The organism is Herbaspirillum sp. B65, assembly GCF_000333555.1.
GTDB lineage: Bacteria > Pseudomonadota > Gammaproteobacteria > Burkholderiales > Burkholderiaceae_D > Herbaspirillum > Herbaspirillum rubrisubalbicans.
Genome location: NZ_BADI01001161.1, coordinates 1 through 26,859 on the forward strand (window position 1 = coordinate 1; position 26,859 = coordinate 26,859).

A 26,859-nucleotide genomic window follows, 5' to 3' on the forward strand; every position below is an offset into this window, starting at 1 on the left:
GGAATATCGCTTGTCCGATCCGGCCGACTTGCGCCCCTGGCCGGCCGGGACCGGTCACGCCGTGGCCGACTGGATGCGCCAGCGCAAGCTGCCCGTTCAGTACGTGGAATTTGCCGGATCGAGCACGCCGATTAGCACGCCGCAGGTCCAGAAGTAATCAGGACGACAACAGCCGCGCCGGCTGTGGAATCTCGAAATATGCTCGCTTTTGCACAAGCATAGTGCGGCGAAAACAACACAACTTGTGCGATGCATCAACTCGGCGCATTTTGCAGTAGAATCGTTTTCGTCGTGATCCATTTTGAGTCGAAGTAATGACCATTCAATTCCACCGGGAACTCGATGCGCGCGGTCTGAACTGTCCGCTGCCCATCCTCAAGACCAAGAAAGCCTTGGCCGACATGACCAGCGGCCAGGTGCTCAGGGTGACCGCCACCGATACCGGTTCGGTGCGCGATTTCCAGGCCTTTGCCAAGCAGACCGGCAACGATCTGCTGGAGCAATCGCAGAACGATGAACACGAGTTCATCTTCTTCATGAAGCGCAAGTAATCCCTCCTGCCGACTCATCACCGTTGCTCTGGCCACCCGGCAGGCAGAATTGGAAAAGCCCGCAGTTCAAGTCGATGAACTGCGGGCTTTTTGTCGCCTAGTCTCGTTATCGCCGGATGGTCATGAAGCTGGCTTCAGAATTCGGGATGGAAGCTTTCCGCGCGGGCTATCGGCCAGAACTTTTCATAGACCCGATAGCGATAATTGCCATCGACCAGGTCATTGGGCTGTAAATACTTCAGCACGTTGGACATCAACTGGATCTCATGATCGTTGATACGCCGCACGATGTGGTGCGGGCGCAGCGCCGAGGTGTGCGGTAGGCCGGCCGCCTGCACCAGTTCCTGCAGCGCGTGCAGGGTGCTCTGGTGGAAGCGGTAGACGCGCTCGGCCTTGTCCGGCACCACCAGGGCGCGAGCGCGATTGGCGTTCTGGGTGGCCACGCCCGTGGGGCAGCGGTCGGTATGGCAGCTTTGCGACTGGATGCAGCCCAGCGCGAACATGAAGCCGCGCGCCGAGTTGCACCAGTCCGCTCCCAGCGCCAGTGTGCGTGCGACGTCGAAGGCAGTGACGATCTTGCCGCTGGCGCCGATCTTGACCTTGTCGCGCAGGCCGATGCCTACCAGGGTGTTGTGTACCATCACCAGCCCCTCTTGCAAGGGCATCCCCACGTGATCGACGAATTCCAGCGGCGCCGCACCGGTTCCGCCTTCGGAACCATCCACGGTGATGAAGTCTGGCACGATGCCGGTCTTCAACATGGCCTTGGCGATGCTGAAGAATTCCCAGGGATGGCCTACGCACAGCTTGATGCCGACCGGCTTGCCAGCGGAGAGGCTACGCAGCTTCTCGATGAATTCCAGCAAGCCGATCGGGGTCGAGAAGGAGGAGTGCACGGCCGGCGAGATGCAGTCCACGCCCATCGGGATACCGCGGGTGGCGGCGATTTCCGGGGTGATCTTGGCCGCCGGCAGCACGCCGCCGTGGCCAGGCTTGGCACCTTGCGAAAGCTTCACCTCGATCATCTTGATCTGTGGTGATTGCGCCTGGGTTGTGAATTTTTCTTCATTAAAGCTGCCATCCGCATTGCGGCAGCCAAAATAGCCGGAGGCGATCTGCCATACCAGGTCGCCGCCGAATTCACGGTGGTAAGCGGAGACCGAGCCCTCGCCGGTATCGTGGGCGAAATTGCCCTTCTTGGCGCCCTGGTTGAGCGCGCGGATGGCATTGGCCGAGAGTGCGCCGAAACTCATCGCCGAGACATTGAAGACCGACATCGAATACGGCTGGGCGCGGTCGGCACCGACGGTGACCCGGAAGTCGTGGCTGGCGATCTTGGTGGGCGAGAGCGAATGGCCTATCCATTCATGGCCGGCCTGCTGCATGTCGATCTCGGTGCCGAAGGGGCGGCTGTCGACTTCGGCCTTGGCGCGCTGGTAGACGACGCTGCGCTTCTTGCGCGAGAACGGGCGGCCATCCATTTCATCTTCGAAGAAGTACTGGCGCAGTTCCGGGCGGATGGCTTCGAACATGAAGCGGAAATGCCCGATCAGCGGATAGTTACGCAAGACCGCATGGCGCCGTTGTACCAAGTCGTGGATGCCGATGGCGGTCAAGACCAGGGGGATCAGTACCCAGCCCCAATCCAGCAGGTGGGCTGCGGACAGGGCCAGCAGCGCCAGCGTGAGGGCAACGACAGCCCAGAAGACGAAATACCGATTTGCCCACATAGAAGAGTCCGCTTGTTGTTATGAAGAAAGTTTCACTGACCGATGCGGCCAGCAACAGGGTGAGCAGGATTCTAACGCCCAATCTCAACCGTAGTACGCGACGAAGTGAAGGGTGTTTCCCGTCGATCAAGACGAATGGAGTACCATGCCACCCAATGAGTCAGGTACTGGCGTAGTGGCATCCTTATTGCTTGGGTGAATCATTCAGCCGCACGCCGAGGGGATTGGGCGTGCCGTGCATGACTCCACTCCACAACCACACCCTTGCCGGCAGGATGCAGGCAGGAGACACGATGTCGTTATGAAAACAGTTGCTTCCCGCGCCCTCTGTCGCCACGACGCCGGCCAGAGCCAATCGGTGACGGCCCTGGTGCGTCCGCCGCGCCTGCTGGAAACCTTGCTGGCCAACCTCGATGGCATGGTCTATCGCTGCCGCGACGACGCCCACTGGACCCTGGAATTCGTCAGTGATGGCTGCCTGGCCCTGACCGGTTACTCGCCCGCGGACTTGTTGCTCAATAGCCGCATCTCCTTCCTCCAGCTGACTCATCCAGAAGATCGCGCCATGGTGCGCAAGCATATCGATGCCTGTATGCGCGAGCGCCGTCGCATCGACATCGAATACCGCATCATGCACGCCGATGGCAGCCTGCGCTGGGTGTGGGAGCGCGGGGTGGGGCTCTACAACGCAGCCGGCAAGGTGGAAGCCTTGGAGGGCTTCCTGCAGGACGTGACCGAGCGCAAGGAAGCCGCGCACGCCTTGCAGGAAGCCGAGCGCCGGTATCGCAGCATCTTCGAGAATGCCATCGAGGGGGTGTTCCAGACCACCCCCGATGGCACCTATATCGCCGTCAACCCGGCGCTGGCGCGCATCTATGGCTATCATTCGCCGGAAGACCTGATCGTGGGCCTGCGCGACATCACCCACCAGCTCTACGTGGAGCCCGAGCGCCGGGCCGAATTCATGCGCCTGATGGAGCAGCATGGATCGGTCTCCAATTTCGAGTCGCGCGTGTACCGGCGCGATGGCGACATCATCTGGATTTCCGAAAACGCCCGCGCCGTCTATGACGACGCTGGCAAGCTGGTCTGCTACGAAGGCACGGTCGAAGCCATCACCGAGCGCAAGCTGTACGAAGCTGAAATGCGCCACCAGGCCACCCACGATGCCCTGACCGGCTTGCCCAATCGCAACATGCTGCGCGAACACCTGCAGCGCGCCATCCAGGTGGCGCGCCAGAAGGGGGGGCTGACGGCGGTGGTGTTCGTGGACCTGGACCAGTTCAAGTTCATCAACGACAGCCTGGGCCATCAGGTCGGCGATGAGTTGCTCAAGGCGGTGGCCCAGCGCTTGCAGGCTTGTCTGCGCGATACCGATATGGTGGCGCGCCAGGGCGGCGATGAATTCGTATTGGTATTGCAGAACCAGACCGGTGGCGAGCTGGGCATTGCCGAGGTGATGCAGCGCATCCTGGCAGCGGTGGCGCGGCCCTGGCAGACCGGTGACCGCGAACTCCAGGTCACCGCCAGCATCGGCGTGAGTCGCTATCCGAGCGATGGCAAGGATGTGGAAACCCTGTTGAAGCAGGCTGACTCGGCCATGTACCGGGCCAAGGAGCAGGGGCGCAACAACTTCCAGTTCTTTGCGCCCTGGATGGATACCCAGGTCAGCAACCGCCTGGAAATGCTGATCAACCTGCGCCGTGCGCTGGACCACGACGAATTCAAGCTGTATTACCAGCCCAAGCTGAGCCTCAAGGATGGTCGCGTCATTGGTGCCGAGGCGCTCATCCGCTGGCAGTCGCCGGAGCAGGGCATGGTGCCGCCGGACCGTTTCATTCCCTTTGCCGAAGAGGCCGGGCTGATCGTGCCCATCGGCGAATGGGTGCTGCGTACGGCCTGCCACCAGAACAAACGTTGGCAGCAAGCCGGCTTGCCGCCCATTCCGGTGGCAGTCAACCTGTCGCCGCGCCAATTGAACCAGAGCCTGCCTGATTTCGTCTCCGGGGTGCTGGCGCAAAGCGGCTTGGACGCTGCTTGCCTTGAGCTGGAAATCACCGAAAACGTGGTCATGAAGGATGCCGAAAAGAGCGTGGCCACCTTGCACGCCTTGAAGCGTCTGGGTTTGCAGATTTCGGTGGATGACTTTGGCACCGGCTACTCCAGCCTGTCCTACCTGCGGCGCTTCCCGGTGGATGCGCTGAAGATCGACAAGTCCTTCGTGCGCGACATTGCGCGCGATGCCGATAGTGCGGCCATCGTCAAGGCCGTCATTTCGCTGGCCCATATCCTGAACCTGCGCGTCATTGCCGAGGGCGTCGAGGATGAGCAGCAACATGCTTTCCTGAAGGAAAATGCCTGCGATGAAGTACAGGGTTATTACTTTGGCAAGCCCATGGCTGTGGAGGATTTCACTGCCTGGATGAGCCGTCAGGGGCCAGGTGCTGAGGTGCTGTCATGCAAATAATTGTCCGTAGGGTGTAACAGGCTGCATCGCGGTAAATCTTTGTGCTACACTCCGCGCAGTACTTTTGATGCCTTGCGCCCCGACCGCCGCAGCCTGTGCGGCCAATAAAGGCTCCATGACGCAAGGCCGGTAGTTGAAAAGGTGCAGGTCGGCCGTCCGCAACCCCGCGACATGACGGCTTTGCGAAAGCGCGATACCTCCGCGACGCCGATTTGCCCGGGTCTTAGATTCCAGCTCATTCAATCTCCAAACACCGGAAGGCAGCAGCGCCGCCGCATTCAGCACTGCGCAAGACTTGTCGCACCTGGCCTGTTTCGGTCTGGCTGTTGGCCTGGCTGGTCGCACCCGTAGCGCCGGAGACACGCTGCAAGCCGAACTTTTGTTAACAACAAGACGCACAAGAGTGGTACATGAATATTGCTGAGGCCAAGAAAGTCCTCGAAACTGCATTGCTTTGCACGCATGAGCCCCTGTCGATCAATGATCTGAAGAAGCTGTACGTCGATCCCGAGAGCCAAGAGAGCAGCGACATCAATGCCGAGACCATCCGGCAGATGCTCGAAGAGCTGCGCGCCGACTGGGCCGACAAGGGCGTGGAAGTGGTCAGCCTGTCGACCGGCTGGCGCTTCCAGAGCCGTAAGGAAATGAAGGTCTACCTGGAACGCCTGAATCCAGAGAAGCCGCCCAAGTACACCCGCGCCACGCTGGAAACGCTGGCCATCATTGCCTATCGCCAGCCCGTCACGCGCGGCGACATCGAAGAGATTCGCGGTGTGGCGGTCAACACCCAGACCATCCGCATGTTGGAAGACCGGGGCTGGATCGAGTCTATCGGTCATCGCGACGTACCGGGCCGCCCGGCACTGTTTGCTACCACCCGCAAGTTCCTGGATGACCTGGGCCTGAGTTCGCTGGAAGAATTGCCACCGCTGCAGCAGGTCAGCGGCGAGGCTGCCGCCCAGGGCGCACTGCTGGAATTGCAGGCGCTCGAAGGTGGTGTGGCCGCTCTGGCTGAACAGGATGAGCAAGAGCCGCAGGAGGGCCAGGCTGACACCGTCGACGCTTCCGACATGCAAGACGAGAAAGAAGTGAACGAAATGGAAGAGGCGCAGCCGGCAGAACAGTCGCCAGCCGCCGAGCACACCGATATTGCAGCCGCCGCCGGGGAAGAGCGTGCTGCAGGCAGTGAAGACGCTTCCCCAGCAGCGCAAGAACCTTTTGAGCAAGACGTTGCCGTAACTGGCACAGACGCCAACGAGGCCGCCGTCGAAGCGGCAGGCGAGCATAACGACACCACCGAGCGGGCCGATCAGCGGGAAGATGACGCGCGTCCGCCACATCCAGATTCGAAGAATGAAGCCAACTAGTTCCAAAGACGACACCCAGGTCGACCTGGCCGCGGCCGATGCCGCCGCATCCGACAAGCCGGTGAAGAAGCGTACCCGCAAGCCTGCGGCCGAGACTGCTGCGGTCGAGTCGGTCACGGCCGCACCGCAAGCTGACGCCGCCGATGCCCCGGCACCGAAGAAACGTGCGCCGCGCGCCAAGAAGGTCGCAGCCGATGAGGCCGCACCGGCTCCTGCTGCGGTGGTCGCCGCCGAGCCGACTGTTGCACCCGAGAAAAAGCCGCGTGCCACCAAGCCGCGCGCCAAGAAGGTGGACCCGGCTGCTGCAGCTCCTGTGGCTGAGGCCCCGGCCCAACTGAGCCTGGCCATGGAGAGTGCGCCGGTCGCGCCTGCGGCCAAGCCCAAGCGCGCGGCCAAGCCCAAGGTTGCCGTCGCACCTGAAGCGGCCGCACCAGCGCCGGCCCCGGTCGCGCCCGAACTGCCCAAGGTCATCGTCACCGTGGGAGAGGAGGTGGTGGCGCCGCCGGTGCTGCTGGACGCCCCGGTCGATCCCAACCGTGCCAAGCCCGCCCGCCGCGGTGTGCGTGGCCCGCGCGCACTGCGTAACAACCGCGCTGCGCAACGCGCTGCGGCCGGTGGTGCCGAAGCCGCTCCCGCCCAGGGTAAGGGGGAGGGCGATGCCGCTCCCGCCGAGCGCCACCAGCCGCGTGGCCAGTTCGGCAAGAACAATGCACATGCCGGCCAGGCTGGCCAGCAAGGCAAGAAGAATTTCGACAAGAACGGCAAGAAGCCCAAGGCCCCGCAACTGGGCCTGCGCGCGACCGAGCCGGTCGATGACATCTTTTCCTACGTGACTTCCGAAGCCTACGACCGCGACGAAGGTGCCAAGGCCGGTGGCCGCCAGGCGCACCAGATGCGCGGCAAGAATGGCCGCCGCGATCTCACCGCCGAGGACGATGCCCCTAAGCTGCACAAGGTGCTGGCCGACGCCGGCCTGGGTTCGCGGCGCGACATGGAAGAGTTGATCGTGGCTGGCCGCGTCTCGGTCAACGGCGAGCCGGCTCATATCGGCCAGCGCATCCTGCCCACCGACGCCGTGCGTATCAACGGCAAGCTGATCCAGCGCAAGGTGAGCAAGCGCCCGCCGCGCGTGCTGGTCTATCACAAGCCCGCGGGCGAGATCGTCAGCCATTCCGATCCCGAAGGCCGCAGCTCCGTGTTCGACCGCCTGCCGGCCATGAAGGCCGGCAAGTGGCTGGCGGTGGGACGCCTGGACTTCAATACCGAAGGCCTGTTGCTCTTTACCACCTCTGGTGACCTGGCCAACCGCCTGATGCACCCGCGCTACAACATTGAACGTGAATACGCCGTGCGGACCCTGGGCGAGCTGGAAGAGGGGATGCGCCAGAAGCTGTTGGCCGGTGTGGAGCTTGATGACGGCCCGGCGCAGTTCTCGCGCATCGCCGATGGTGGTGGTGAAGGCGTCAACAAGTGGTATCGCGTGACCATCGGCGAAGGCCGCAACCGCGAAGTGCGTCGCATGTTCGAAGCGGTCGGCCTGACCGTCTCGCGCCTGATCCGTACCCGTTACGGCGCCATGACCCTGCCGCAGACCTTGAAGCGTGGTCGTTGGGAAGAACTGGAAGAAAACGCCGTGCGCAACCTGATGGCCGCTTGTGGCCTGGAAAAGCAGGCTGGCGAAGCCAAGTCCGGCAACGGCGGTCATGCCGGCAAGGGCCAGGGCAATGGTAACGGCAATGGTCCGCGTGGCAACGCCATGCAGAACAAGGGGCCGCAGAAGGGCCGCAATGGCGGCAACTTCGGCAACCAGGGTGGTGGCAACTATGGCAATGGCGGCAACTATGGTGGTGGCAACAAGGGTGGCCAGCCCAAGAGCCGCCAGCCTGATCCGCTGCAGACCGCGCTGGGCTTCCCCGATATCGGCAATGGCCAGCGTCGCGGCAATCGCCCGCAGCGTGGTGGCAATACTGCCGCCAACTTCATGCTGGGCGGCCTGCCAGGCATGAATCGCCGGCGCGGCGGTCGCTGATGCCTGGCTTGCCCGGTGGAAATGCATCGGGCAGGCTGCGGTGTAGCTCCGCTGCTCCTGGCAAGCTCGCAGGAAGTGCGCCAATGACGTTTTTTATGGACGTTTTTGGCGCCTCAAGCACATTTGACACCATTCCGGAATTGCTGCGCATAGCTGTATCGGTTATAATGTGTTAGTTAAACGCAACCTGCCGCGAATCGCATATGTGATAAATCATTGATAGATCCGCCTGCGCCATGAACGATGGAAGTACGGTGGTTCGCGTGATGTGTGATCTCGAGTTGCGTGAGATAACAAAAGATGGGCAGATGCCCATTTTTTTTTTGCTGATCAATTTTAGATGTCCGGCGGTCGCAACCCTGCCACCGGCATCCTGATGGAGAAATAGTCTTGCAATTGCTGGAGCTGATCGAATCCACCCTCGCGGGCCTGGGCTACGAACTGGTCGAGTTCGAGAAGGCGCAGCGCGGTCTGGTGCGCGTCTTCATCGATTTTCCGTTCGACCCCGAAGCAGAAGAAGCGCGTTCGATCACCGTCGAGGATTGCGAGAAGGCGACGCATCAGCTGTTGCACGTCTTCACCGTCGAAGACGTGGCCTATGAGCGCCTGGAAGTCTCCTCGCCCGGACTGGACCGCCCCTTGAAGAAGTTCTCGGACTTCGTGCGCTTCGTCGATTGCGAAGCCGTCATCAAGCTGCGCGTACCCTTGCCCGGCACGTCCAACCGCAAGACCTACGAAGGCGTGCTGCGCGAGCCCGAGGGCGAGGAACTGGTATTGGAATTTGAAGCAAACGATGGGTCGGCTGCCGTGTTGAATTTCACGCTGGCCGATGTGGATAAGGCACATCTGGTGCCGCAGGTCGATTTTAGGAGTCGCAAAGGATGAGTCGCGAAATTTTGTTGTTGGTCGATGCGCTGGCGCGCGAAAAGAACGTCGATAAGGAAGTCGTCTTCGGCGCATTGGAGCACGCGCTTGCGCAGGCTACCAAGAAGCGCTATGAAGGCGAGGTCGACATTCGCGTCTCGATCGACCGCGAAAGCGGCGAGTTCGAATCCTTCCGGCGCTGGCACGTGGTGCCTGACGAAGCCGGCCTGCAACTGCCCGACCAGGAAGTGCTGCTGTTCGAAGCCAAGGAACAGTTCCCCGATATCGAAGTCGACGAATACATCGAAGATCCGATCGAATCCGTCGAATTCGGTCGCCGCTTCGCGCAAGATACCAAGCAGGTGGTCCTGCAGCGCATCCGCGACGCCGAGCGCGAACAGATCCTGGCCGACTTCCTGGCCCGTGGCGACGCCCTGGTGACCGGTACCATCAAGCGCATGGAGCGCGGTGACGCCATCATCGAATCCGGCAAGATCGAAGCCCGCCTGCCGCGCGACCAGATGATCCCCAAGGAAAACCTGCGCATCGGCGACCGCGTGCGGGCCTACATCCTGCGCGTGGACCGCGGCGCCCGTGGCCCGCAGGTGATCCTGTCGCGCACCGCGCCCGAATTCATCATGAAGCTGTTCGAGCTGGAAGTGCCGGAAATCGAACAAGGCTCGCTGGAAATCAAGTCGGCCGCCCGTGACCCGGGCGTGCGCGCCAAGATCGCGGTCTATACCGCCGACAAGCGCATCGACCCCATCGGTACCTGCGTCGGTATGCGCGGCTCGCGCGTGCAGGCCGTGACCGGTGAACTGGGCGGCGAGCGCGTGGACATCGTGCTGTGGTCGGAAGATCCGGCCCAGTTCGTCATCGGCGCGCTGGCCCCGGCCAACGTCACCTCGATCGTGGTCGATGAAGAAAAGCACGCGATGGACGTGGTGGTGGATGAAGAAAACCTCGCCATCGCCATTGGTCGTGGTGGCCAGAACGTGCGTCTGGCAGCCGAACTGACCCGCTGGCAGATCAATATCATGACGGCCGAGGAATCGGCCGACAAGTCGGCGGCCGAGACCGCGCTGATCCGTACGCTGTTCATGGAAAAGCTCGATGTTGACCAGGAAGTGGCCGACATCCTGGTCGAGGAAGGTTTCTCGACCCTGGAAGAAATCGCCTACGTGCCGATCAACGAGATGCTCGAGATCGAATCGTTCGACGAAGAGACCGTCAATGAGCTGCGCAACCGCGCCCGCGACGCCCTGGTGACCGAAGCGATCGCCTCCGAAGAAGGCCTGGATGGCATGGATGAGGAGCTGATCAACTTCGAAGGCCTGGACCGTGTGCTGGCCGGCAAGCTGGGTCTGGCTGGCGTGAAGACGCTGCCGGCCTTCGCTGGCCTGGCTTATGACGAATTCGGCGCGATCCTGGCCCTGCCTTCCGAGCGCGCGCGCCAACTGATTGAAAATGCATTTGAAGATGTGACCGACGATGAAATGAAGCTCATCGATTCCAAATACGATGAGCGCGCCAAGGCCCTGCAGGCCAAGGCATGGAGCGCAGTCGAAGGCCGCTGAAAAGCGGAGCGTCTCCACATCATCTGCCGAGCCACATAGAAAAGAGGACTGAATGGCGAGTAACAACGTTGCCCAATTTGCCACCGAGCTTAAGATGCCTGCTGACCTGCTGCTGACCCAGCTGCGTTCGGCCGGGGTCGAGAAGAGCTCTGCATCCGATTCCCTGTCGAAGGAAGACAAGGACCGCCTGCTTGAACACCTGCGCCGTTCGCGTGGGGCCGCGCCGGAAGGCGATAAGAAAAAGATCACGTTGACCCGCAAGGAAACCACCGAGATCAAGCAGGCCGATGCAACCGGCAAATCGCGCACGATCCAGGTGGAAGTGCGCAAGAAGCGCACCTTCATCAAGCGTGACGAGCCCAGCGTGGAAGAGACTGCAGCGCGTGCTGCGGCGATCCAGCGCGATGCGGCTGCCGAAGCGCAGGAACGTGAGCAGGAAGAGGCTCGCCGTCAGGCCGAACTGAAGGCCCAGCAAGAACGTCTGGCCCAGTTGGAGGCCGAGCGCGCTGCCCAGGCCAAGGCTGCCGAGCTGGAACAGCAACGTGCCCGCGAAGCCGCAGAAGCGGAAGCCAAGCGCCAGGCGGCAGAAGCTGCGGCCGCTGCCGAAGCCGAGAAGGCCAAGGCGGCTGCCGCTGCCGCCGCTCCGGCCCCTGCTGCTGCCACGGCACCGACTACGCCTGCTGCGGTCGATCCGGCAGTGGAAGAAAAGAAGCGCGCTGCTGCTGAAGAAGCGAAGAAAAAGGCCGATGCTGCCGCCAAGGAAGCCGCCGACCGTGCTGCTGCCGCCGAGCGCGCGCGCAAGGCCGTGGAAGATGAAGTGGCCCAGATCAAGGCCATGATGAATGCGCCGCGTCGCGTCATCAAGGCACCGGAACCGGCCGCGCCTGCTGCCAAGACCTCCGAAGGCACGTTGCACAAGCCGGCGGCCGGCGCCAAGCCCGCCGAGAAGAAGGATGAGAAGAAGCCCGCCGTGGCCGCAGACAAGAAGTCGATCAAGTCGGCCAATGTCTCCTCCACCTGGCAGGACGACGCCAAGAAGCGTGGCGCCGGCGGCATGAAGTCGCGTGGCGCCACCGGTGGCGGTGGTCGCGATGGCTGGCGTGCCGGCCCCAAGGGCCGTCGTCACTCGCATGGCGACGACCAGCGTGAAAGCAACTTCCAGGTGCCCACCGAAGCGGTGGTGCATGACGTCTACGTGCCCGAAACCATCACCGTGGCCGAAGTGGCCCACAAGATGGCGGTCAAGGCTTCCGAGGTCATCAAGCACCTGATGAAGCTGGGTCAGATGGTCACCATCAACCAGGTGCTGGACCAGGAAACCGCGATGATCGTGGTGGAAGAAATGGGTCACCGCGCCCACGCCGCCAAGCTGGACGATCCGGAAGCGCTGCTGGTCGAAGGCGAAGAACACGCCGACGCCGAAGCCCTGCCGCGCGCCCCGGTGGTTACCGTCATGGGTCACGTTGACCACGGCAAGACCTCGCTCTTGGACTACATCCGTCGCACCAAGGTGGCCTCGGGTGAAGCCGGTGGCATTACCCAGCACATCGGCGCCTACCACGTGGAAACCCCGCGCGGCATGATCACCTTCCTGGATACTCCGGGCCACGAGGCGTTCACTGCCATGCGTGCTCGCGGTGCCAAGGCTACCGACATCGTGATTCTGGTGGTGGCCGCCGACGACGGCGTCATGCCCCAGACCAAGGAAGCGATTGCCCACGCCAAGGCTGGCGGTGTGCCGCTGGTCGTGGCGATCAACAAGATCGACAAGCCCGGCGCCAACCCCGACCGCGTCAAGCAGGAACTGATCGCCGAAGAAGTGGTGCCGGAAGAATACGGTGGCGATGCTCCGTTCATCGCCGTGTCGGCCAAGACCGGCGAAGGCATCGACTCGCTGCTGGAAAACGTCCTGCTGCAAGCCGAAGTGCTGGAACTGAAGGCACCGGTCGATGTGCCAGCCCGTGGCTTGGTGATCGAAGCCAAGCTGGACAAGGGCCGCGGCCCGGTGGCCACGATCCTGGTGCAATCCGGTACCTTGAAGCGCGGCGACGTCGTGCTGGCCGGTTCGGCCTATGGCCGTGTGCGTGCCATGCTGGATGAGAACGGCAAGAACATCGCCGAGGCAGGCCCGTCCCTGCCGGTGGAAATCCAGGGCCTGACCGAAGTGCCCTCCGCCGGTGAAGAAGTGGTGGTCATGACCGACGAGCGCAAGGCGCGCGAAATCGGCCTGTTCCGCCAGGGCAAGTTCCGCGACGTGAAGCTGGCCAAGCAACAGGCCGCCAAGCTGGAAAACATGTTCGACCAGATGACCGAAGGCGAGGTCAAGACCCTGCCGATGATCATCAAGACCGACGTGCAAGGTTCCCAGGAAGCCCTGGTGCAGTCGCTGCAGAAGCTGTCGACCGCCGAAGTGCGCGTCCAGGTGGTGCACGCTGCAGTGGGCGGCATCAGCGAAAACGACGTCAACCTGGCGGTGGCTTCGAAGGCCGTCATCATCGGCTTCAACACCCGTGCCGACGCCTCCGCCCGCAAGCTGGCCGAAGCCTCGGGCGTGGACATCCGTTACTACAACATCATCTATGATGCGGTGGACGAGGTGAAGGCCGCGATGTCGGGCATGTTGTCGCCGGAGAAGCGCGAACAGGCCCTGGGTCTGGTGGAAATCCGCCAGGTGTTCGTGGTCAGCAAGGTCGGTTCGATTGCCGGCTGCTACGTGCTGGAAGGCCTGGTCAAGCGTGGTTCGCAAGTACGCCTGCTGCGCAACAATGTGGTGGTATGGACCGGCGAACTGGACTCGCTCAAGCGCTTCAAGGACGACGTCAAGGAAGTCAAGTCGGGCTTCGAGTGCGGTCTCTCGCTCAAGGGCTACAACGATATCGAAGTGGGCGATCAGCTCGAAATCTTCGAAGTCCAGGAAGTCGCCCGTACCCTGTAATGCAATACGCCGGCGTATCGTTATCGATGCGCCGGCTTCACTGGCAAGATCCGTCGCAGCAACGCGGGAATCCTCCCGCCACGCCCTCGGCGGATTGTTTTTTTAAAGCATGGCAAAACACAGCAAATCCATTCCCGGACGCGGCTTGCGCGTCGCCGATCAGATCCAGCGCGATCTGTCGGAGTTGATCGCCTTCGAGCTCAAGGATCCGCGGGTGGGCATGATCACCATTACCGAAGTGCAGGTCACGCCGGACTACGCGCACGCCAAGGTCTTCTTCACCACGCTGGTGGACAACCCCGAAGCGATCAAGAACACCCTGGCTGGCCTGCGCAAGGCGGGCGGTTACCTGCGTACCCAGTTGGGCCGCAGGCTGACCATCCACACCTTGCCGGAACTGCATTTCGTACACGATAACTCGACCGCACGCGGCATTGAGATGTCGCGCCTGATCGATGAGGCCAACGCCACCCGCGCCAAGGATTCGGACGACGAGGCCTGAGCCTGCGTTCTTTCGGTACGGGCTGCGCCGCTTGCACAGGCAGTCTCGCAGTTTTCTTCATTTCTTCACACCGGTCTGCGTCTTCCTTCATGGGAAGCGTGAGGCCGGTCTTGCATTTCATGGCCGACGATACGACGGCGGATACCGCATCCGCTTCTCCTGATACCCCGCAGCCGCGCGCCAAGCGCGGCCAGCCGCCCCGCGCGCCGCGCCCTCCGCGCGTGCCGGTGCACGGCGTGCTGTTGCTGGACAAGCCCGTGGGCCTGTCTTCCAACGATGCGCTCATCCGCGCCAAGCGCATGATCAATGCGCCCAAGGCCGGCCACACCGGCACCCTGGACCCGTTCGCCACCGGCCTGTTGCCGCTGTGCTTCGGCGAGGCTACCAAGTTCTCGCAGGACTTGCTGGAAGCCGACAAGACCTATGAAGCCATCGTCCATCTGGGCGTGCGCACCGATACCGGCGATACCGAAGGCCAGGTCATCAGCGAGCGCGCAGTCGAGGTTAGCCTGGAGCAGATCGAAGCGGTCCTGGCGCAATTCCGCGGCCCCATCAGCCAGGTGCCGCCCATGCACTCGGCCTTGAAGCGCGACGGCAAGCCCTTGTACGAATACGCCCGCGCCGGCATTACGCTGGAACGCGAAGCCCGCAATGTCACCATCCACGCGCTGGAACTGCTGGACTACCGGGCGCCGATGTTGCGCATCCGCGTCACTTGCAGCAAAGGGACCTATATCCGCGTGCTGGGTGAAGATATTGGTGAAGTACTGGGCTGTGGGGCCCACCTCAATGCCTTGAGACGCACCGGGGTCGGTGGTCTCACGCTCGATGGCGCGGTCACGCTGGAGGCTTTCGAGGCCGCTGGCGAGCTGGAGGCCCGCAAGGCGCTGCTGCTGCCAGTGGATGGCCTGTTGCGCAGCTTCCCGGCGGTGCAGCTCAGCGATGAACTGGCGCGCCGCTTCCTGCACGGCCAGCGCCTGCCGCTGGGTAAGGAAGGTGTACAGGTGCCGCAGCAGACTGGCCGCGTGCGGGTCTATCGCAGTTCGGATGCCGCCTTGCTGGGTACCGGACTGTTGCAGGAATACGCCATCCTGGCCCCCGAAAGGCTGGTGTCCACCGCCTGAGGATAGATAGCTTCAAAACGGCTTGCAGTACGGCCTTCTCCGATGTGCCAGGGACCTCGGCAAGCCGTTGATAACACAGGTTTTTCCAAAGTTCATGCGTCGCAACATGCTATAATGCGCGCCTCCCGAGATTCGGCATTTCCCAACCACATTCACCATGTCAAACAATATCCGCGCAATTCGCAACATCGCCATCATCGCCCACGTTGACCACGGCAAGACCACCCTGGTGGACCAGCTGCTGCGCCAGTCCGGCACCTTCCGCGACAACCAGCAAGTGGACAACCGCGTGATGGACTCCAACGACATCGAAAAGGAACGCGGCATCACCATCCTGTCGAAGAACTGCGCGGTGGAATACAAGGGCACCCACATCAACATCGTCGACACCCCAGGCCACGCCGACTTCGGCGGTGAAGTCGAGCGCGTGCTGTCGATGGTGGACTCGGTGCTGCTGCTGGTGGATGCCCAGGAAGGCCCGATGCCGCAGACCCGCTTCGTGACCCGCAAGGCGCTGGCCCTGGGCCTGAAGCCCATCGTGGTCTTGAACAAGATTGACCGCCCGGGCGCACGCGCCGAATGGGCCATCAACGCCACCTTCGAACTGTTCGACAAGCTGGGCGCCACCGAAGAACAGCTGGACTTCCCCGTGATCTACGCTTCGGGCCTGAACGGCTACGCCAGCCTGGATCCGGAAACCCGCGAAGGCAACATGGAGCCGCTGTTCGACGCCATCCTGAAGTACGTGCCGGCCCGCAAGGATGACCCGGACGCACCGCTGCAACTGCAGATCACCTCGCTGGAATACTCTTCCTACGTCGGCAAGATCGGCGTGGGCCGTATCCTGGCCGGTCGCATCAAGGGTGGCCAGGACGTGGTGTGGATGAACGGTCCCGAAGACAAGCCGACCAAGGCCCGCATCAACCAGGTGCTGACCTTCAAGGGCCTGGAGCGCGTACTGGTCGATGAAGCCCTGGCCGGCGACATCGTGCTGATCAACGGTATCGAAGAAATTGGCATCGGCTCCACCATCTGTGCGCCGGATGCGCCCAACGGCCTGCCGATGCTGAAGGTCGATGAACCGACCCTGACCATGAACTTCATGGTCAACACCTCGCCGCTGGCTGGCCGCGAAGGCAAGTTCGTCACCACCCGCCAGATCCGCGACCGCCTGGAAAAGGAACTGAAGTCCAACATGGCCCTGCGCGTGGTGCAGGCCGAGAACGACGACTCGACCTACGAAGTGTCGGGCCGTGGTGAATTGCACCTGACCATCCTGATCGAAAACATGCGCCGCGAAGGCTTCGAACTGGCCGTCTCGCGTCCGCGCGTGGTGTTCCGCATGGTCAATGGCGTGCGCGAAGAGCCGTACGAAAACCTGACCGTGGACGTCGAAGAAACCCATCAGGGCGGCGTCATGGAAGAACTGGGCCGTCGTCGTGGCGACCTGCAGAACATGGAACCGGACGGCAAGGGCCGTGTGCGCCTGGAATACCATATCCCGGCGCGTGGCCTGATCGGCTTCCAGGGTGAATTCATGACCCTGACCCGCGGTACTGGCCTGATGAGCCACGTCTTCGACGACTACAAGCCGGTGGACACCACCAAGGGCGAACTGGCCGGTCGTCGCAACGGCGTGCTGATCTCCCAGGACGACGGCGCTGCCGTGGCCTACGCACTGTGGAAGCTGCAGGACCGTGGCCGCATGTTCGTCAGCCACAACGACCCGGTGTACGAAGGCATGATCATCGGCATCCACTCGCGTGACAACGACCTGGTGGTCAACCCGATCAAGGGCAAGCAGCTGACCAACGTGCGTGCTTCCGGTACCGACGAAGCCGTGCGCCTGGTGCCGCCGATCGAACTGTCGCTGGAATATGCAGTGGAATTCATCGAGGACGACGAACTGGTCGAAGTCACCCCGAAGAGCATCCGCCTGCGCAAGCGTCACCTGAAGGAACATGAGCGCAAGAAGGCCTCGCGCGAAGAGTCCATGTAAATCGGTAGTAGGGAAGGGCGGGCTCATCGGGGCCTGCCTGCAGTGAAGAGTCGGGAATGGTGGGCAAGGCTGGTGGTGATATCTGGTTTGTGAATAACTGATATCAGCACAAAAAAGCAGACAGCCATGATGCACTGCCATATAGTTACACCTGTCTCCTCCAATTTCCTCCTAAAGAATTGGATTCAAGCCCGCAACTTCGGTTGTGGGCTTTTTTTTTGCCATTCAGCTAAAGTGGCTGCTGGCAGGGGATTGCCTGTCAGGTTGGTGCTGCTCTTGGTTCTTCCTCTTCATTTCATCTTTTAGCAAGATGAACGTTTGTCCAAAATAATTTGTGCTGCGCTGTTTTTGTGCATTGCGAAATGACGGCTGCCGGATTGTGGTGCAAAATCGAGTCTGCTGTACGAAAAATCCTATCTCGAAGAGGATAGAGGGGACACCAGCCCGCAACGCGCAAGCCTTGCGGGCTTTCTATTTGCGCACCTGGTCTGCCTCTTCTCCCGCCCTTTCTTTCTATTGATCTCCCCGTCCCCACGCCGGTTGTTGAGTCTGTGCACCGCGCCGTCAGTTGCGGTCAACTATCAGCTCTGACAGTTACATGTTGCTTTCCAGGACACTATTCTTGCGCCATGGAATTAATTGTAGATTTGCAACTACGGTGAGGAGATGTCCATGCTGTTGAGTTTGAATACGGCTCAAAGAAATACAGTCGAGCGGTTTGCAGAAATAGGTCAACACATCGCCCATGCCCAGCAGCCGGGCCAGCAAGGGTTTGACTGGGCCAGTTGGAACCTGCTACGCCAACAGGGCTTATGGCAGCTGATTGTGGCACCCGCGCAGGGCGGTAGTGGTGAGGATTGGTGGTGCTTCAGCTACGTGCTGGAAGCATTGGCACGCACGTGCCGCAGTCCTGCACTGATCTTGTCGATCATTGCCCAGGCTGGCATGGTCAGGGCATTGGCGATCTATGGTTCTCCGTCACAGCGCAACCGCTATCTGTCGGCGATCCTCAAGGGCGAGCCCAGCGCGACTGGCATTGCCGAACCTACCACCGGGACCGATGTGCGCAGCATCAACACATTGCTCACCCCAGAGGGTAATGGCTTCCTGCTTAATGGCACCAAGTTCAACATTGCTCATGCCCCCTTGGCCCGTTTTACGCTAGTGGTTGCCAAACTGGCGGACGGTGAGCAGCGCAGCACCACCCTGGTCTTGCTCGACAACGATCAGGCCGGCGTCACCTGTACCGGAATGGATCAGAAGCTGGGACTGATGCAACTCCCTACCGGCAGCCTGCAATTCGATCAGGTGCGCATCGAGTCGCATCAATTGCTGGGCAAGCCCAAGGAGGGGCTGGGCAACCTGATCAATATCATTTCGCTGGGACGCTTGTATTACGGCCTGGTGGCGGCTGCGATCCTCACCCCACTGTTTCATGAAGCCGTTTCCTATGCCCGCAAGCGCCAGAGTTTCGACAGTGCGATTGATCAGCATCAGTACGTTCAACAACGTCTGGTCGATATGAAGATCGGCATGGAGCGCAATCGCTGGATGGCCTATGGCGCGTTGGGACAACTGCTGGAAGGACATCCTGAGGCCTGGATGAGCTGCTCCATCAGCAAGCTATCGGGGGTCGATGACTTGGTTAACTCGGCCACGGGTTTGCTGCGCATGTTCGGCAGTTTGGGTTATCACAGCGGCCCGGTCTCCGATTTTCTGCGCGATGCGCTGGGATTTTGCAGCGTGGGGGGAACCGAAGAGATGCATCGCAAGAATATCTTCAACCAGATCACGCGCCTGACGCATTGATGTTTCCCTCTTCTCTCAAAAATCCTCAAAGGAGCGCCCCATGCAAGCAAAACCTTTTTCGCTGGAGCTGGAGGTCAGGTATCGCGACATCGATACCATGGGCCATGTCAGCAGTCCGGTTTATTACGAATATGTCCAACACGCTTACGTGAGCTACATGCACTGGCTATTGGAGGTGCCACTGGAGGCCAAGCTGCCGCAGATCATGGTCAAGACCACCTGCGAATACCTGGAACCGGCCAAGCTGGGCGACCGTTTGAGCATCCAGGCGCGTGTCACGCGTTTCGGCAGCAAGAGCTTTGAGATGGAGTACGCCGTCTCGCGTCTGGGCGCTGATCCGGTCAGGGTGGCCAAGGCCACCTCCACGCACGTAGCCTTCGACTACGCAAGCAATGCGAGTGTGCAGGTGCCAGAGTCATTGAAGAGGCTCGTATTGCAGTTCCAAGGGGCGCTCTAAGCCCGTTCATCCATTCTGCGGAGGCAATATGCAACTGCCTGATAGAACACCGAGGCCGCCGGCCTTGCGACGCTCCTGGCTGTTTCTGGCCGGTGCCGATGAGGACGCCTTGATGCAAGGCACCGACAGCGGCGCCGATGTCCTGATCCAGGAAGTCGAAACCTTCACCCCCACCCCGGCGCGAGCGCAAGCCTGTCGTCTCAGTGCGCACATTATGCGGCACTGGAAGGCCGCCGGTGCGGTCACTGCGGTGCGCATTGATCGTCTGGAAGCCGGTGGCATGGAGGATCTGACCTTACTGATGGCGGCCGCGCCGCAAGTGGTCATGATGTCCTTTGTCTCGACGCCGCAGCAGATGGAGGCACTGGATGAAGTCGTAGGACGCTTGGAACGCCAATACGGCATTGTGCCAGGAACCACGGAGCTGGTGCCCAATATCGAATCGCCCCTGGGGCTGCTCAATACGATCCCCATTGCCAGGGCCAGCGCGCGCGTGAGCGCGGTACTGGTCGGCACCGAAGACATGGTGGCCGACATCGGTGCGCAGCGCACACGAGAGGGACGCGAACTCGACTATGTGCGCTCCCGCTTTCTTATTGAATGTGCCTCGCTGGGAATGAGCGCCATCGACTGTCCCTACAGTTATACGGATTCGGCCGGCGCGGCGCGGGACATGCAGCAATCCTTGGCCTTGGGATTCAAGGCCAAGGCCATTGTGAATGCGCACTTCGTGCCTCTGGTCAATCGTGTGCTCACGCCGAGCGACGACGACATCGCCGCGGCCCGACGTTGCATCGAGGCCTTCGAGAATGCGCGCACGGCCGCTGGTGGCAAGCGGGTAGCGGCAGCGGTGGCCGATACCTTCTTGGTGGAGGTTCCCGACTATCTCGCTGCGCGCCGATTGCTCGCGCGCGCGGCGCAATTTGGCATGGGGTAATGGAATGAATCCACTTCAAATTCAATTGAAATCGCTGGACGTGCTGGTGGGGGCTCAGGCTGATTTCCAACCAGAGCAAGCTCCTGATGAGCCGCATCTGCTTTTTCTGGCGTGGCTGCAACTTGCCCTGGAGCGTGGGGTGCCTGAGCCGCATATTGTCACGCTCTCTACGGTGGATGAAAAAGGCTGCCCCGATGCACGCAGTGTGACGCTGCTCAACGTGGATGAACGGGGATGGCACTTTGCTGCCAACGCCAACAGTCCCAAGGGGAGGCAGATGGGACAGCAGCCTTTGGCCGCATTGACTTTCTACTGGGCCGGTGTCGCCCGCCAGGTGAGGATACGCGGCCGGATCGCTACGTTACCTGCCGAGGTCGGCGCAGCCGATTACCTGGCCCGTCCCGACAAGTCGCGCGCAGCGATCCTTTTGGGCCGACAAAGTATGCCATTGCAGTCGCCCGAGGTGATGGCGGCGGCGATTGAGCAACAACTGGCCCAGTTCAGTCAGACCCCTGGTCGCATCGCTGCCTCCTGGACCATGTACGTGCTTGAGCCGGAGACGGTGGAGTTCTGGCACGCTGATAAACAGCGCCTCTTTACGCGCTTGCGCTATGCGCGCCACGCCAAGGCCTGGCGGCGTGAGCTGCTATGGCCATGACGCCGAGGACAAGCATGGGGCCGATGGAAACAGGGCATATCCAGACATTGCTGACGCATTCTGGGCGCCAATCCGAGCGCTATCATGGCTTCGTCAATCCACCGGTGTTCCACGCTTCCACCGTGCTCAGTCAGACGGTGCAAGAACTCCAGGGCCATGCGCAGCCTTATGTGTATGCGCGACGCGGCACACCCACCAGCGAAGCACTGCAAACTGCGCTTACCGAGCTGGAGCAGGCTGCAGGCGTGGTGCTTTGCCCCTCTGGTTTGAATGCCTGCATGTTGGCATTGCAGGTGGTGCTGGCGCCGGGTGAGCATGTGCTGGTCAGCGAGGGCGTATATCGGCCGGTGCGAATGGCCTGCGCAGGATGGCTGGCACGATGGAATATACAGACCAGTTTCTATGCCCCCAGCGCCAGCGTCGATCAGATTGCCCGCCTCATCGGGCCGCACACGCGTGCCATCTATGTGGAGGCACCCGGCTCCAATACCTTCGAGCTACCCGACATGCCCGCCATTGTCGCGCTGGCACAGGCGCATGGCTTGACAGTGATTGCCGACAATAGCTGGGCAACCCCGCTGTTCTGCAAGCCTTTACAGTTGGGTGTGGACCTCTGCATCCATGCCGGCACCAAGTATCTGTCGGGTCATTCGGATGTGATGCTGGGAACGGTATCGGCCAATCCCGCGTGGTGGTCCCGGCTGCATTCATTGCATGGCGATCTGGGCTTATGCGTGGGGCCTGACGATATTTTCCTGGCCCTGCGCGGGTTGCGTACCCTGGACGTGCGGTTGCAGCAGCATCAACGCAATGCCTTGCAGGTAGCTCAATTCCTGAGTCATCACTGCGAGGTGGCTGCGGTGTTGCATCCAGCCTTGCCTGGTTTTGACGGGCACGCGTTGTGGCGCCGTGATTTCAGCGGCGCCTCAGGGCTATTTTCGGTCGTGCTGCAGCCCGCCCCGGAAGCCGCCGTCGCCGCTTTTCTGAATGGATTACGATGGTTCGGCCTGGGATATTCCTGGGGCGGTTTCGAGAGTCTGGCTCTTCCCATTTCGCTGCAGGCCCCGTATCTGGCTGGACGTTGGCCGGTTGGTTCGCAGGCGGTGCGTTTGCATATCGGCTTGGAAGCCGTTGAAGATCTGACCGCCGATCTGGCAGCAGGGCTGGATCGTTATGCGCAGGCGCGCCGATCAAAGGAGGAATGATGCTCACTATCTGGGGCCGCAAAAGTTCGTTCAATGTCCAGAAAGTGCTGTGGCTGGCCGATGAGCTGGGAATGCCTTATCACCACGTCCCGGCAGGTGGAATTGAAGGCTCGCTCAATACAGTGCAATACGTCGCGATGAACCCCACGCGCAGAATACCGCTCATCCAGTGGGAGGGCACGCCCATCTGGGAGTCTCATGTCATCCTGCGGGCACTGGCAGCACTGGATCCGCAGCGCCGGTTCTGGTCCGATGATCCGGTGATACGGTCGCAGGCCGAGCGCTGGATGGACTGGGGGCAGACTGCATTGGAACCTGATCTGATGACGGGTCTGTTCTGGGAACTGGTACGCACGCCACAATCCCAGCGCGACTGGTCCGTCATCAAGGAAAAGATCCAGCGCTGCGAGCAGCATTTCTTCATGCTCGATGACGTCCTCCGGAAGCAGCCTACCTCAGTGGTGATCGCTTCGGATTAGGCGATATTCCCGTGGGTGCCAGCCTGTTTCGCTACTTCACGATGGACATCGAGCGTCCTGATCTACCGCACGTGCGCAATTGGTATCAGCAGTTACAATCGCGTCCAGCCTACCGGACTAACGTGATGGTCTCCTACGAAACCTTGCGTGGGGTGTCGGCGCGCCCAGCATGAACAGCGCGGCAAAACTTCCCATCCTGCTGGTGCTGCACCGGGCCCAATCCACTGCGGGCCGGGTGGGGCGGGCGCTGACCCGACTCGGCTACGGGCTGGATATCCGGCGGCCCCCCCTGGGCGAGAAGTTGCCCGCCAGCCTGGAGCGTCATGGCGGGGCCATCGTCTTTGGCGGACCGATGAGTGCCAATGATCCCGAGCCATGGATACGTGAGGAGATTGACTGGATCGGCACTCCCTTGACGCAACAAAAGCCTTTTCTGGGAATCTGCCTGGGCGCCCAGATGCTGGCCTTGCATCTGGGGGCGAAAGTGGCGGCGCGTTCCGATGGCAAGGTCGAGATCGGTTATGGCTCCATTCTTGCCGCCCGCGCCGGGCGCGCCATGGGGCCATGGCCAGGACGTGTCTATCAGTGGCACCGTGAAGGTTTCCAACGCAGTACAGGAATGACGCTGTTGGCCAGCAGCCCGGATTTCGAAAACCAGGCCATTGCTTATGGGACGTCGGCATACGGTTTGCAATTCCATCCGGAAGTCAGTCTGCAGATGGCACAGCGCTGGAGTGCCGCAGCCCAACACAAGCTGCAGCAGCCCGGTGCACAGAATCGGCTGACCCAGTTGCGTCTGGGACGTTTGCATGACCGCGAGTGCGCGGTCTGGTTGTACTGCTTTCTCGAACGATGGTTACGGTCGGATGCGCTTGTAACGCGCTGATCGGGATCAGGCGAATTGCCGCGCAGAGGGGGCCCGGTATGGGTAGGGAGAATGCATATATGAAGTTATCAGACATGCCCGGCTTGAATAGCCGGTCCAGCAGGCAACGGCTATGACCATCACGCCGGAACATGAAGGAAACTACAGCGAGAGTCTGGACGGCCCCACTTTGTTCGTGCTGGAGGGAGAGGACTTGCCCGGCTCCGAGTTCCGACTGGGAACTCGGCAATATGATTGGCATGAGCATGTACGGGGACAGCTTTTCTGCGTGCAAAGCGGCTTTGTACAGGTCAGCACCGTGCATGGTGCCTGGCTGTTGCCGCCCAGTCGGGCTGCCTGGATTCCGCCGGCCATGCGGCATAAGGTCAGTATCAGTGGTGCCATGAGTGGCTGGACTGTGCTGGTGCATCCTGATGCCTGTCGCGATTTGCAGGATCGACCTTGTGTCATCACCATCGGCGAGCTGCTTGGCGCCATCATTCGCCGCGCGTTGTCGTGGAGTAAATCCGGGCCGCGCAATGTGGAACAGCAAAGAATCAGCGAGATCCTGCTCGACGAAGTGCGTCTTGCAGCCCATGAGGGCTTGCATTTACCCATGCCGGAAGATCGCCGGCTGCTGCGTATCGCCGTCGCTTTTCTCAAGGAGCCTGATAGCAACCGCACGCAAGAGCAATGGGCGCGGTGGGCGGGCATGTCGCCCAGCACTCTGTCCCGGCGCTTTCAGGCTGAAACCTGCCACAGTTTTGCGCAATGGCAGCAGTTGGCCAGGTTGATACGAGGGCTGGAGATGCTGGCCAATCGCGCCTCCGTGAGCGATGTCTCGCACGCGCTGGGCTACGCCACCCCGAGCAGTTTCATTGTCATGTTCAAACGTTACTTCGGAGATTCGCCTGCGCATTACTTTGCCGAGAGAAAAGAATGAATGCGCTTCTCGCCATGGCCCAACGCCTTGCTAGTGCATCAGTATTTGTCCTGGCCGGATCAGTCCCCACTGCACCGCTTTCAACATCGCCTCGTGGCGGTGGCTGACGTTGAATTTGCGGCGGATATTGGCGAAGTGGAAGTTGATGCAGGATTCGCTGACGTTGAGGATGGCGCCGATCTCCCACGATGTTTTCCCGGCGGCATGCCATTTCAGGCATTCCACTTCGCGCGTGCTCAGCTTGGGTGGTTCGCCGCGTTGCGCATCACGTAGGCGCGCTGCCGCCTCCAGAAACACATCGCGCGCCAGTGCCAGTTCGGGCAGGCATTGCATCAGATGCTGCTGCCTGTTGCGTATTGGCTCCATCGTGTCCATCGCCATGGTGAGCGCACCCATTTCTCCATGTGGACCATGTGAGGGCAGACTCACACCCAGGCGCATTCCCTGCCTGGCGAACTCCTGATAGAGCAGGGGGTGGCCTGCTTCGGAAAAATAGTGCTCATCCCAAAGCAGAGGCTGCTGGTGGTGCCGGCAGTGGGCAAAGATGGGATCGCTGTTGTCGTTGCGGACCTTGTAATGATCCCGCGCCCAGTGCTCGTCGCAATTGGTCAGCACCAACGGAGCACAATGCGAGCTTGTGACGGCGGGAATGACAGTCAACAAGACTTTTTCAAATCCCAGCGCCATGGTGAGTGAGAGCAGCATGTCCCGTAGCTCGCTCTTGTCGATAGGTCCGTTCAATTTCAGCCAGAGGTGGGTACTGTTCATGTGCTGCAAGGCGCGTCGATCCGATTGCTTGGCTGTACCGGCTGTCCTGACAGACAGCAGCACAATCTATTTTTTGGCTGCGCCAGGCCCTCCTTTGGGTTTGAAAGGCGGTTTGGCAAGCCAGACCAGGGCGATGGCTGCGATATATACCCAGCCCAGCAGCAGTGAAACATCATTGAACGCAATCTGATAGGCCTGGCCATTGAGCATGTTTTCTGCCATGGCAGTGCTGTGCTGGGGCGCAAAACTGGCCAGTTGCTGCCGCACCGATGGGCTGTAGCGGCTGATGGATTCGCTCAGATGCGCATGATGATGGATGGTGCGCCGCTCCCACAGCAAGGTCGTGATGGAAACCGCGAAGCTGGCCCCCAGCGTGCGCAGGAAGGTCGACAGGCCAGAGCCAGCGGCAATTTCTTCCGGTTTCAGATCGGACAGCAGGATGGTATTGATTGGCATGATGAACAAGGCCAGGCCCAGTCCCTGCAGCAATTGAACCAGCGCCACTTGTTCGAAACTGATGTCGGTGGCAAAGCCTGCCCTGAGGAAGCAGCTCAGGGCCAGCGTGCCGAAGGCGAAGCAGACCGTCATGCGCATGTTCAGTCGCGCTGCATACTTGCCCATGAAGGGAGTGGTCAATACCGGCAGGATACCCATCGGTGCTGCGGCCAGACCGGCCCAGATGGCGGTGTAGTTCAGCGAATGCTGCAGCCAGCTTGGTACCATGACGTTGACCGAAAAAAAGGCCGAGTAGGCCAGGATCAGCGTGAGTGTGCCGGCGGCAAAGTTGCGGTAGCGGAACAGCTTGAGATTGACGATGGGATTGGGCTCGGTCAATTCCCAGATCAGGAAAAAGGCGATCCCGATGACCGCAATGACACTGGCGATGATGATCATGTCCGAATGGAACCAGTCTTCGTCGTTCCCCTTGTCCAGTACCAGTTGCAGTGCTCCCACACCGATGATGAGCGCGGCCAAGCCGACGTAATCCACCTTGCTCTGTACCGTGCTTTCCACGCGCTTGCCCAACTGGTCGAAGACCACCGAACAGGCCAGCAAGCCGATAGGAACGTTGATCAGAAACGCCCATTCCCAGGCATAGCGTTCCGTAATCCAGCCGCCCAGCAAGGGGCCGGCGATGGGGGCCACGACGGTCACCATGGCAATCACGGACAGGGCGAAACTTCTTCTTTCCTGGGGATAGATCGACAGCATCAGGGCCTGCGTGGTCGGAATCATCGGGCCTGCGACCAAGCCCTGCAGGGCACGAAACAGCAACAGCGCCTCCATGTTCCAGGCCAGGCCACATAACAGCGAGGACAGGGTAAACAGCAGCGTGGCCCACAGGAACAGGCGAACCTGCCCGATGCGCCGCACCAGGAAGCCGGTCAGCGGCAGGGCAATGGCATTGCACAAGGTGAAGGTGGTAATGACCCAGGCGCTCTGGCTGGGAGTCACGCCCAAGTTGCCGGCGATGGTAGGTAGGGAAACGTTGGCAATGGTACCGTCCATCACCTGCATGAAGACGGCCAGGGCTAGGCCGACGCTGGTCAGCGGGACATTGACGGGTGGGCTCGCCGTCAGTGGGGCGGCAAC

The 26,859-nt window shown here is 61.1% G+C and carries 21 protein-coding genes and 1 pseudogene; 19 read left to right on the top strand and 3 right to left on the bottom strand.

All coding sequences use genetic code 11. The features are described 5' to 3' along the window. Both I5W_RS33800 and I5W_RS27865 read left to right on the top strand, forming a co-directional pair. Positions 1-157 (top strand): annotated as a pseudogene (locus I5W_RS33800) (ADP-ribose pyrophosphatase); the annotation flags it as partial. A 157-nt stretch (positions 158-314) separates the two neighbouring features. Beyond that, positions 315-551: a sulfurtransferase TusA family protein gene (locus I5W_RS27865; protein WP_017452113.1), complete on the top strand. Its 237-nt coding sequence runs from the start codon at positions 315-317 to the stop codon at positions 549-551. 134 nt (positions 552-685) lie between these two features. Here the strand turns inward: I5W_RS27865 and I5W_RS27870 are convergent, their stop codons facing one another. Next, positions 686-2,281, bottom strand: coding sequence for an FMN-binding glutamate synthase family protein (locus I5W_RS27870; RefSeq protein WP_017452114.1), 1,596 nt, complete (start codon positions 2,279-2,281; stop codon positions 686-688). A gap of 301 nt (positions 2,282-2,582) precedes the next feature. Here I5W_RS27870 and I5W_RS27875 point away from each other — a divergent pair, with 301 nt between their 5' ends. From I5W_RS27875 to I5W_RS27955, 17 genes are all read left to right on the top strand, one after another. Further along, entirely contained in the window at positions 2,583-4,748 is a 2,166-nt protein-coding gene (locus tag I5W_RS27875; RefSeq protein WP_017452115.1) for a putative bifunctional diguanylate cyclase/phosphodiesterase, read from the top strand. Between the two features lie 410 nt (positions 4,749-5,158). Beyond that, a complete protein-coding gene (gene scpB, locus I5W_RS27880) occupies positions 5,159-6,115 on the top strand; it encodes an SMC-Scp complex subunit ScpB (protein WP_044531703.1) in 957 nt (318 codons plus the stop codon). Continuing rightward, positions 6,102-8,144 carry a 23S rRNA pseudouridine(2605) synthase RluB gene (gene rluB, locus I5W_RS27885; RefSeq protein WP_044531704.1) on the top strand — a complete coding sequence of 681 codons (2,043 nt, stop codon included), beginning with the start codon at positions 6,102-6,104 and terminating at the stop codon, positions 8,142-8,144. The genes scpB and rluB overlap by 14 nt, the downstream gene beginning before the upstream one ends. 390 nt (positions 8,145-8,534) lie before the next feature. Further along, complete coding sequence (gene rimP, locus I5W_RS27890) at positions 8,535-9,029, top strand: ribosome maturation factor RimP (RefSeq protein WP_017452118.1); 495 nt, start codon at positions 8,535-8,537, stop codon at positions 9,027-9,029. Beyond that, positions 9,026-10,585: a transcription termination factor NusA gene (gene nusA / locus I5W_RS27895; protein ID WP_017452119.1), complete on the top strand. Its 1,560-nt coding sequence runs from the start codon at positions 9,026-9,028 to the stop codon at positions 10,583-10,585. The genes rimP and nusA overlap by 4 nt, the downstream gene beginning before the upstream one ends. A gap of 52 nt (positions 10,586-10,637) precedes the next feature. Then, positions 10,638-13,520 carry a translation initiation factor IF-2 gene (infB, locus tag I5W_RS27900; protein WP_044531705.1) on the top strand — a complete coding sequence of 961 codons (2,883 nt, stop codon included), beginning with the start codon at positions 10,638-10,640 and terminating at the stop codon, positions 13,518-13,520. 109 nt (positions 13,521-13,629) lie between these two features. Then, entirely contained in the window at positions 13,630-14,022 is a 393-nt protein-coding gene (rbfA, locus tag I5W_RS27905) for a 30S ribosome-binding factor RbfA (RefSeq protein ID WP_013235544.1), read from the top strand. A 119-nt stretch (positions 14,023-14,141) separates the two neighbouring features. Next, positions 14,142-15,146 (top strand): tRNA pseudouridine(55) synthase TruB, encoded by a 1,005-nt coding sequence (gene truB, locus I5W_RS27910; RefSeq protein WP_044531706.1) that lies wholly within the window; start codon positions 14,142-14,144, stop codon positions 15,144-15,146. Between the two features lie 157 nt (positions 15,147-15,303). After that, positions 15,304-17,145, top strand: coding sequence for a translational GTPase TypA (typA, locus tag I5W_RS27915; protein ID WP_044531707.1), 1,842 nt, complete (start codon positions 15,304-15,306; stop codon positions 17,143-17,145). A 672-nt stretch (positions 17,146-17,817) separates the two neighbouring features. Further along, positions 17,818-18,954, top strand: a complete 1,137-nt coding sequence (locus I5W_RS27920; protein WP_044531708.1) for an acyl-CoA dehydrogenase family protein — start codon at positions 17,818-17,820, stop codon at positions 18,952-18,954. 40 nt (positions 18,955-18,994) lie between these two features. Continuing rightward, positions 18,995-19,411 carry an acyl-CoA thioesterase gene (locus I5W_RS27925; protein ID WP_044531709.1) on the top strand — a complete coding sequence of 139 codons (417 nt, stop codon included), beginning with the start codon at positions 18,995-18,997 and terminating at the stop codon, positions 19,409-19,411. Positions 19,412-19,439: 28 nt separating this feature from the next. Then, complete coding sequence (locus tag I5W_RS27930; protein ID WP_044531710.1) at positions 19,440-20,348, top strand: HpcH/HpaI aldolase/citrate lyase family protein; 909 nt, start codon at positions 19,440-19,442, stop codon at positions 20,346-20,348. A 4-nt stretch (positions 20,349-20,352) separates the two neighbouring features. After that, complete coding sequence (locus I5W_RS27935; protein WP_044531711.1) at positions 20,353-21,006, top strand: pyridoxine/pyridoxamine 5'-phosphate oxidase; 654 nt, start codon at positions 20,353-20,355, stop codon at positions 21,004-21,006. A 14-nt stretch (positions 21,007-21,020) separates the two neighbouring features. Beyond that, positions 21,021-22,211, top strand: coding sequence for a cystathionine beta-lyase (metC, locus tag I5W_RS27940; protein ID WP_083893645.1), 1,191 nt, complete (start codon positions 21,021-21,023; stop codon positions 22,209-22,211). After that, positions 22,208-22,690, top strand: coding sequence for a glutathione S-transferase family protein (locus tag I5W_RS27945; protein ID WP_050010729.1), 483 nt, complete (start codon positions 22,208-22,210; stop codon positions 22,688-22,690). Before metC ends, I5W_RS27945 begins: the two co-directional genes overlap by 4 nt. A gap of 169 nt (positions 22,691-22,859) precedes the next feature. After that, positions 22,860-23,576 carry a glutamine amidotransferase-related protein gene (locus I5W_RS27950; RefSeq protein ID WP_044531712.1) on the top strand — a complete coding sequence of 239 codons (717 nt, stop codon included), beginning with the start codon at positions 22,860-22,862 and terminating at the stop codon, positions 23,574-23,576. A gap of 112 nt (positions 23,577-23,688) precedes the next feature. Beyond that, entirely contained in the window at positions 23,689-24,498 is an 810-nt protein-coding gene (locus I5W_RS27955) for an AraC family transcriptional regulator (protein WP_044531713.1), read from the top strand. Positions 24,499-24,528: 30 nt separating this feature from the next. On the opposite strand, the gene I5W_RS27960 is transcribed toward I5W_RS27955, so the two are convergent. Beyond that, on the bottom strand, positions 24,529-25,266 hold the full coding sequence (locus tag I5W_RS27960; RefSeq protein WP_044531714.1) for a helix-turn-helix transcriptional regulator: 738 nt from the start codon (positions 25,264-25,266) through the stop codon (positions 24,529-24,531). Positions 25,267-25,332: 66 nt separating this feature from the next. After that, positions 25,333-26,859 (bottom strand): DHA2 family efflux MFS transporter permease subunit (locus I5W_RS27965; RefSeq protein ID WP_252717258.1); only part of this gene is annotated, 1,527 nt, incomplete at its 5' end.

Excerpts from the sequence above, each read along its gene's own strand:
- I5W_RS27865 (WP_017452113.1), top strand. The coding sequence starts at position 315 with ATGACCATTCAATTCCACCGGGAACTCGATGCGCGCGGTCTGAACTGT.
- I5W_RS27870 (WP_017452114.1), bottom strand. The coding sequence starts at position 2,281 with ATGTGGGCAAATCGGTATTTCGTCTTCTGGGCTGTCGTTGCCCTCACG.
- I5W_RS27875 (WP_017452115.1), top strand. The coding sequence starts at position 2,583 with ATGAAAACAGTTGCTTCCCGCGCCCTCTGTCGCCACGACGCCGGCCAG.
- scpB (WP_044531703.1), top strand. The coding sequence starts at position 5,159 with ATGAATATTGCTGAGGCCAAGAAAGTCCTCGAAACTGCATTGCTTTGC.
- rluB (WP_044531704.1), top strand. The coding sequence starts at position 6,102 with ATGAAGCCAACTAGTTCCAAAGACGACACCCAGGTCGACCTGGCCGCG.
- nusA (WP_017452119.1), top strand. The coding sequence starts at position 9,026 with ATGAGTCGCGAAATTTTGTTGTTGGTCGATGCGCTGGCGCGCGAAAAG.
- infB (WP_044531705.1), top strand. The coding sequence starts at position 10,638 with ATGGCGAGTAACAACGTTGCCCAATTTGCCACCGAGCTTAAGATGCCT.
- rbfA (WP_013235544.1), top strand. The coding sequence starts at position 13,630 with ATGGCAAAACACAGCAAATCCATTCCCGGACGCGGCTTGCGCGTCGCC.
- truB (WP_044531706.1), top strand. The coding sequence starts at position 14,142 with ATGGCCGACGATACGACGGCGGATACCGCATCCGCTTCTCCTGATACC.
- typA (WP_044531707.1), top strand. The coding sequence starts at position 15,304 with ATGTCAAACAATATCCGCGCAATTCGCAACATCGCCATCATCGCCCAC.
- I5W_RS27920 (WP_044531708.1), top strand. The coding sequence starts at position 17,818 with ATGCTGTTGAGTTTGAATACGGCTCAAAGAAATACAGTCGAGCGGTTT.
- I5W_RS27925 (WP_044531709.1), top strand. The coding sequence starts at position 18,995 with ATGCAAGCAAAACCTTTTTCGCTGGAGCTGGAGGTCAGGTATCGCGAC.
- I5W_RS27930 (WP_044531710.1), top strand. The coding sequence starts at position 19,440 with ATGCAACTGCCTGATAGAACACCGAGGCCGCCGGCCTTGCGACGCTCC.
- I5W_RS27935 (WP_044531711.1), top strand. The coding sequence starts at position 20,353 with ATGAATCCACTTCAAATTCAATTGAAATCGCTGGACGTGCTGGTGGGG.
- metC (WP_083893645.1), top strand. The coding sequence starts at position 21,021 with ATGGGGCCGATGGAAACAGGGCATATCCAGACATTGCTGACGCATTCT.
- I5W_RS27945 (WP_050010729.1), top strand. The coding sequence starts at position 22,208 with ATGATGCTCACTATCTGGGGCCGCAAAAGTTCGTTCAATGTCCAGAAA.
- I5W_RS27950 (WP_044531712.1), top strand. The coding sequence starts at position 22,860 with ATGAACAGCGCGGCAAAACTTCCCATCCTGCTGGTGCTGCACCGGGCC.
- I5W_RS27955 (WP_044531713.1), top strand. The coding sequence starts at position 23,689 with ATGACCATCACGCCGGAACATGAAGGAAACTACAGCGAGAGTCTGGAC.
- I5W_RS27960 (WP_044531714.1), bottom strand. The coding sequence starts at position 25,266 with ATGAACAGTACCCACCTCTGGCTGAAATTGAACGGACCTATCGACAAG.